The organism is Pseudomonas sp. PA-4-8C, assembly GCF_021606625.1.
Lineage (GTDB): Bacteria > Pseudomonadota > Gammaproteobacteria > Pseudomonadales > Pseudomonadaceae > Aquipseudomonas > Aquipseudomonas lactis.
Window position 1 is genome coordinate 1 of the sequence record NZ_WKCD01000308.1, and the last position, 6,266, is coordinate 6,266.

6 protein-coding genes are annotated in these 6,266 nt (G+C 62.7%); 5 read left to right on the plus strand and 1 reads right to left on the minus strand.

What is annotated here, in order from left to right; genetic code table 11:
• Positions 1 to 245: 245 nt before the first annotated feature.
• Positions 246 to 1,097 carry an SDR family oxidoreductase gene (locus GIW04_RS26680; protein ID WP_120247451.1) on the minus strand — a complete coding sequence of 284 codons (852 nt, stop codon included), beginning with the start codon at positions 1,095 to 1,097 and terminating at the stop codon, positions 246 to 248.
• A 188-nt stretch (positions 1,098 to 1,285) separates the two neighbouring features.
• On the opposite strand from GIW04_RS26680, the gene exbB reads away from it, so the two are divergent.
• The 5 genes from exbB to recG all read left to right on the plus strand — a co-directional run.
• Positions 1,286 to 2,269 carry a tonB-system energizer ExbB gene (gene exbB, locus GIW04_RS26685; protein WP_003195517.1) on the plus strand — a complete coding sequence of 328 codons (984 nt, stop codon included), beginning with the start codon at positions 1,286 to 1,288 and terminating at the stop codon, positions 2,267 to 2,269.
• A gap of 6 nt (positions 2,270 to 2,275) precedes the next feature.
• Positions 2,276 to 2,701, plus strand: a complete 426-nt coding sequence (exbD, locus tag GIW04_RS26690; RefSeq protein ID WP_003195519.1) for a TonB system transport protein ExbD — start codon at positions 2,276 to 2,278, stop codon at positions 2,699 to 2,701.
• Positions 2,698 to 3,444, plus strand: coding sequence for an energy transducer TonB family protein (locus tag GIW04_RS26695; protein ID WP_003195521.1), 747 nt, complete (start codon positions 2,698 to 2,700; stop codon positions 3,442 to 3,444). Before exbD ends, GIW04_RS26695 begins: the two co-directional genes overlap by 4 nt.
• Before the next feature lie 156 nt (positions 3,445 to 3,600).
• Positions 3,601 to 4,521: a hydrogen peroxide-inducible genes activator gene (locus tag GIW04_RS26700; protein WP_003195523.1), complete on the plus strand. Its 921-nt coding sequence runs from the start codon at positions 3,601 to 3,603 to the stop codon at positions 4,519 to 4,521.
• An 8-nt stretch (positions 4,522 to 4,529) separates the two neighbouring features.
• The coding region (recG, locus tag GIW04_RS26705; RefSeq protein WP_236479360.1) for an ATP-dependent DNA helicase RecG at positions 4,530 to 6,266 on the plus strand (1,737 nt) is incomplete at its 3' end.

Consider the following 6,266-nt stretch of genomic DNA (forward strand, 5'->3'; position numbering starts at 1 on the left):
TGGATGGCGCGTGGCGGCGGCCCCCCAAATCACTGGCGGATTACGGGCACACCGAGCCTAAGCGAGGTGCCGAGTGGTGGGGCGAGGACCTTTTGGTTACTTTTGGGTCCTTCCAAAAGTGACCCGCTGTCAGAGCGGAACCCTAAGCGGCCGTTACCGCAGGATTGGATATGTACACGCTCCAACTATATTGACTGTTAGGCCGCCTTCGCAGGCAAGCCAGCTCCCACATTTTTTACCGCGTTTCAGCCATTCAAAATCGCCGCATAGCCTTCCCGGTAAGTCGGGTATGTCGGCACCCAGCCCAACGCCTTGATACGTGCATTACTGCACTGCTTGCTGCCAGCACGGCGCACACTGGCGTCCTCGGCCCACTCGGTCACACCCAGATACTCGCGCAGCCAGGCCACTACTTCGGCCAATGGCGCAGGCGCATCGTCGACACCGATGTAGACTTTTTCCAATGCACCGCCCTTTTCCACATGCCGCAGCAAAAAGGCGAGCAGACCCGCAGCGTCATCGGCGTGGATACGGTTGCCATACAACGGCGGATCAACCGCTACGCGGTAGCCTTGACGCACCTGGGTCAGCAGCCATTCACGGCCAGGGCCGTAGATGCCGGTCAAGCGCACGACGGTCGCTGGAATACCGCTATTGAGCGCCACTTGCTCAGCTTCCAGCATCACCTGCCCGGAATAGCCCTTCGCTTGCGTCTCGGACGTTTCGTCGACCCACTCGCCGTTCTGCTGCCCGTAAACACTGCTGCTGGAGACAAACAGCAGATGTTTCGGCTCCTGGCCGTAATCGCCCAGCCACTCCAACACATGCTGCAACCCTTGCACGTAAGCAGCGCGATAGCCGGCCTCGTCGTGGTCGGTGGCAGCGGCGCAGTACACCAGGTAATCCACGCCGCCGATCGGCCAGGTGTCAGGGCAATCCTTTTTGAACAGATCACCGGCGATGCCGATCACGCCGTCGGGCAAGCGTGAAATATCGCGGCGCAGGCCGTGGACCTCCCATTCCGAGGCCAGCAATTGGCTAGCCAGCCGACTACCCACATCGCCGCAACCGGCAACCACAACAGAAGGCGCAGACATCATAAAACTCCATTCTCAAAGGCGCAGATTAGCCGCGCGAGTGGATCAACGGCCAGTAAAAAGCGAAATAAAGTAACAGTGCCACTTTAGTTAACAAGAATTACTTGCAATAATAACCGCCCATTTGTCCTCGACCCGAAATGGTCTGGAAGGACGATCACCCATTTTTTCTCTCAGGTCCGGCCAGCATGACACGTCATACAAACCCCGCTTCGCCAACCAAGCTTCACAGTCCCTCCCGCGCCTGGCGTGCGATTGCTGCGATGCTGTTCAGCGTGCTGCTGGCACCGACCGCCGCATTCGCTGACGCCACCGCTCCCGCCGCTCCAGCAGCCGCCGAGCAAAATGCCGCGACCCCGGCAGCGCCTGCCGTCGCGCCAGTGGCCACCGACCCGGCCCAGGCCGCCGGCGCTGCCGCACCTGCCGACGAAACCGGCGTGGTGCTGGAAGAAGACAACACCTTGGGCATGGCCCACGACCTGTCGCCATGGGGCATGTACCAGAATGCCGACGTGGTAGTGAAGGCTGTGATGATCGGCCTGGCCATCGCCTCGATCATCACCTGGACCATCTGGATTGCCAAAGGCTTCGAGCTGTTGGGCGCCAAGCGTCGTCTGCGTGCTGAAATCGTCCACCTGAAAAAAGCCACCACCCTCAAGGAAGCGAGCGAAACCGCGACCAAGAAGGGCACCCTGGCCAACCTGCTGGTGCACGACGCGCTGGAAGAAATGCGCCTGTCGGCCAACACTCGCGAAAAAGAAGGCATCAAGGAACGCGTCAGCTTCCGCCTGGAGCGCCTGGTTGCCGCCTGTGGCCGCAACATGAGCAGCGGCACCGGCGTACTCGCCACCATCGGTTCCACCGCGCCCTTCGTCGGCCTGTTCGGTACCGTGTGGGGCATCATGAACAGCTTCATCGGCATCGCCAAAACCCAGACCACCAACCTCGCCGTCGTTGCCCCCGGCATCGCCGAAGCCCTGCTGGCGACCGCCCTGGGCCTGGTTGCCGCGATTCCTGCGGTGGTCATCTACAACGTCTTCGCCCGTTCGATTGCCGGCTATAAGGCCCAGGTGTCGGATGCATCGGCTGAAGTCCTGTTACTGGTCAGCCGTGACCTCGATCACCTGCCTACCGAGCGCAGCTCGCAACCGCACATGGTGAAAGTGGGGTAATCGGCCATGGGCCTGCATTTGAATCAAGGCGACGACGAACTCGTCGAGAACCACGAAATCAACGTCACGCCGTTTATCGACGTGATGCTGGTGCTGCTGATCATCTTCATGGTGGCGGCTCCGCTGGCGACCGTGGACATCAAGGTGGACCTGCCTGCGTCCAGCGCCAAGCCGGCGCCGCGGCCAGAGAAACCGATCTTCCTCAGCGTCAAGGCGGACCAACGCCTGTTCCTGGGCGAAGAAGAAGTCAAGGCTGAAACCCTGGGGCCGGTGCTGGATGCCAAGACCCAAGGCAAGAAAGACACGACGATCTTCTTCCAGGCCGACAAAGGCGTGGACTATGGCGACCTGATGAGCGTGATGGATGCCCTGCGGGCTGCCGGCTACCTCAAGGTAGGCCTGGTCGGACTTGAGACGGCAGCCAAGAAATGATCACGACGCGCCACAAACTGACGCGTTATGGCACCAGCCTCGCCGTCGTGCTGGGCGTGCATGCCGTCGCGATCATCATCGCGCTCCAATGGTCCGCGCCGCAGGCGATCCAGCTGCCACCCGCCGCCATGGTCATCGACCTGGCGCCGCTGCCAGCACCGCCGCCGCCTCCAGCGCCGCCCAAGGTCGTTGCGCCGCCGCCACCACCGGTCGAAGAGCTGCCCCTGCCGAAGCTGGCCGAGGCGCCCAAGCCAACGATCCAGGTGCCCAAGCCGGTCAAGCCCAAGCCTAAGCCACAACCGCCAAAGCCGGTGGAGAAGAAGCCCGAGCCGCCCAAGGAGAAACCTTCCGAGGAGCCACCGAGCGAAACGCCGCCGAGCAACGCACCTGCGCAGAAGTCCGCACAGCCTACGCCGGGCCCATCGGCACAGCAGCTGGCCGCCCAGGCTTCCTGGCAAAGCACATTGCTGGCGCATCTGCAGAAGTACAAGAAGTACCCGCCTGGCGCCCAACGCAGTGGCAAGGAAGGTATGAACCGCTTGCGCTTCGTGGTCGATGGTGAAGGCAATGTGCTGTCTTACGAACTGGAAGGCCGCTCCGGCAACGCCGACCTGGACCGTGCAACCCTCGAGATGATCCGCAAGGCTCAGCCGCTACCCAAGCCGCCTGCGGACCTGTTGAAAAACGGCAGCGTCGAACTGGTCGCGCCGTTCGTTTACAACATCGACAAGCGTCGCCGCTGACAGAGTACTGTGGGAGGGACTTGCTCCCTCCCGCATGTGCTTTATTACCTCAGCAAAATTCCGACATTCCCCACTCAATCCCCAGCAAAGTTCTGATAACGTGCGTCTATCGATTGCAGCCGGTATGCTTGGCCCGCAACCTCATGGACGCCCGCTATGACTCTTACAGAATTACGCTACATCGTGACCCTCGCCCAAGAACAGCACTTCGGCCATGCAGCCGAACGTTGCCACGTCAGCCAGCCGACGCTGTCGGTGGGTGTGAAAAAGCTTGAAGACGAACTCGGTGTGCTGATTTTCGAGCGCAGCAAGAGCGCCGTGCGTCTCACCCCGGTGGGCGAAGGCATCGTTGCCCAGGCCCAGAAGGTCCTGGAACAGGCGCAAAGCATTCGCGAACTGGCCCAGGCCGGCAAGAACCAGCTGACCGCACCGCTCAAAGTCGGCGCCATCTACACGGTCGGCCCGTACCTGTTCCCGCACCTTATTCCGCAACTGCACCGCGTCGCGCCGCAGATGCCGCTGTATATCGAAGAAAACTTCACCCACGTGCTGCGCGACAAACTGCGCAACGGCGAGCTGGACGCGATCATCATCGCCCTGCCCTTCAACGAGGCGGACGTGCTGACCCTGCCGCTCTACGACGAGCCGTTCTACGTGCTGATGCCGGCCTCCCACCCGTGGACCAAGAAGGACACCATCGACGCCGGCCTGCTCAATGACAAGAGCCTGCTGCTGCTCGGTGAAGGTCACTGCTTCCGCGACCAGGTGCTGGAAGCCTGCCCGACCCTGACCAAGGGCAACGACGGCGCCAAGCACACCACGGTGGAATCCAGCTCCCTGGAAACCATTCGCCATATGGTCGCGTCCGGCCTGGGCATCTCGATCCTGCCGCTGTCTGCGGTAGACAGCCATCACTACGCCCAGGGCGTGATCGAAGTGCGCCCACTCACGCCGCCCGTGCCGTTCCGTACCGTGGCGATTGCCTGGCGCGCCAGCTTCCCGCGCCCCAAAGCGATTGAGATCCTCGCGGACTCGATCCGCCTGTGTTCGGTGGCCAAGCCGCCCGTTGCGAGCTAAGCCACGGTATGACTGAGCTGTCGCAGGTGTCAGTGACTGCACTCAAGGGTGTCGGTGAGGCCATGGCCGAGAAGCTGGCCAAGGTCGGCCTGGAGAACCTTCAGGACGTGCTGTTCCACCTGCCTCTGCGCTACCAGGACCGCACCCGCGTGGTGCCCATCGGCCATTTGCGCCCTGGGCAGGACGCGGTGATCGAAGGCACCGTCAGTGGCGCCGACGTGGTGATGGGCAAGCGCCGCAGCCTGGTGGTGCGCCTGCAGGACGGCACCGGCGGCTTGAGCCTGCGCTTCTACCACTTCAGCAACGCGCAGAAGGAAGGCCTCAAGCGTGGCACCCGCGTGCGCTGCTACGGCGAGGCACGCCCAGGCGCCTCGGGCCTGGAAATCTACCACCCGGAATACCGCGCCATTACCGGCGATGAGCCGCCACCGGTGGACACCACGCTCACGCCGATCTACCCGCTGACCGAGGGCCTGACCCAGCAACGTCTGCGTCAGTTGTGCATGCAGACCCTGACCATGCTCGGCCCGCAAAGCCTGCCCGATTGGCTGCCCCTGGAACTGGCCCGCGACTATCAATTGGCGCCCCTGGCCGATGCGATACGGTATTTGCATCACCCGCCCGCCGATGCCGATGTGGACGAACTCGCCCTCGGCCATCATTGGGCCCAGCATCGCCTGGCCTTTGAAGAACTGCTCACGCACCAGCTGTCCCAGCAACGCCTGCGCGAAAGCATGCGTTCCCTGCGCGCCCCGGCAATGCCCAAGGCCACGCGGCTGCCTGCGCAATACCTGGCCAACCTCGGCTTTGCACCCACCGGCGCGCAACAGCGTGTGGGCAATGAAATCGCCTACGACCTCAGCCAGCAAGAACCGATGCTGCGGTTGATCCAGGGTGACGTAGGCGCCGGCAAGACTGTGGTCGCCGCCCTCGCCGCCCTGCAAGCCCTGGAAGCTGGCTATCAGGTGGCGTTGATGGCACCCACGGAAATCCTCGCCGAACAACACTTCATCACCTTCAAGCGCTGGCTCGAACCCCTGGGCCTGGAAGTGGCGTGGCTGGCTGGCAAGCTCAAAGGCAAGAACCGTGTGGCCGCCCTGGAGCAGATCGCCGCCGGCGCACCGATGGTGGTGGGCACCCATGCACTGTTCCAGGACGAAGTGCAGTTCAAGAACCTTGCGCTGGTGATCATCGACGAACAGCACCGCTTTGGCGTGCAACAGCGTCTGGCCCTGCGCCAGAAAGGCGTGGGCGGGCGCATGAACCCGCACCAGTTGATCATGACCGCCACGCCGATCCCACGCACCCTGGCCATGAGCGCCTACGCCGACCTCGACACCTCGATCCTCGACGAACTACCGCCAGGGCGAACGCCGGTCAACACCGTGCTGGTCACCGACACCCGGCGCGTCGAAGTGATTGAGCGCGTGCGTGGCGCCTGCGCCGAAGGCCGTCAGGCGTACTGGGTGTGCACCCTGATCGAAGAGTCCGAAGAACTGACGTGCCAGGCCGCCGAAACCACTTATGAGGACCTCACCAGTGCCTTGGGTGAGCTCAAGGTCGGGTTGATCCATGGCCGTATGAAACCGGCGGAAAAAGCCGCAGTGATGGCCGAGTTCAAGGCCGGTAACCTGCAATTACTGGTGGCCACCACCGTGATCGAGGTGGGCGTGGACGTCCCCAACGCCAGCCTGATGATCATCGAAAACCCCGAGCGCCTGGGCCTGGCGCAACTGCACCAGTTG

Bases quoted from the DNA above. Each gene is read 5' to 3' on its own strand.
- GIW04_RS26680 (WP_120247451.1), bottom strand. From the start codon at position 1,097: ATGTCTGCGCCTTCTGTTGTGGTTGCCGGTTGCGGCGATGTGGGTAGT.
- exbB (WP_003195517.1), top strand. From the start codon at position 1,286: ATGACACGTCATACAAACCCCGCTTCGCCAACCAAGCTTCACAGTCCC.
- exbD (WP_003195519.1), top strand. From the start codon at position 2,276: ATGGGCCTGCATTTGAATCAAGGCGACGACGAACTCGTCGAGAACCAC.
- GIW04_RS26695 (WP_003195521.1), top strand. From the start codon at position 2,698: ATGATCACGACGCGCCACAAACTGACGCGTTATGGCACCAGCCTCGCC.
- GIW04_RS26700 (WP_003195523.1), top strand. From the start codon at position 3,601: ATGACTCTTACAGAATTACGCTACATCGTGACCCTCGCCCAAGAACAG.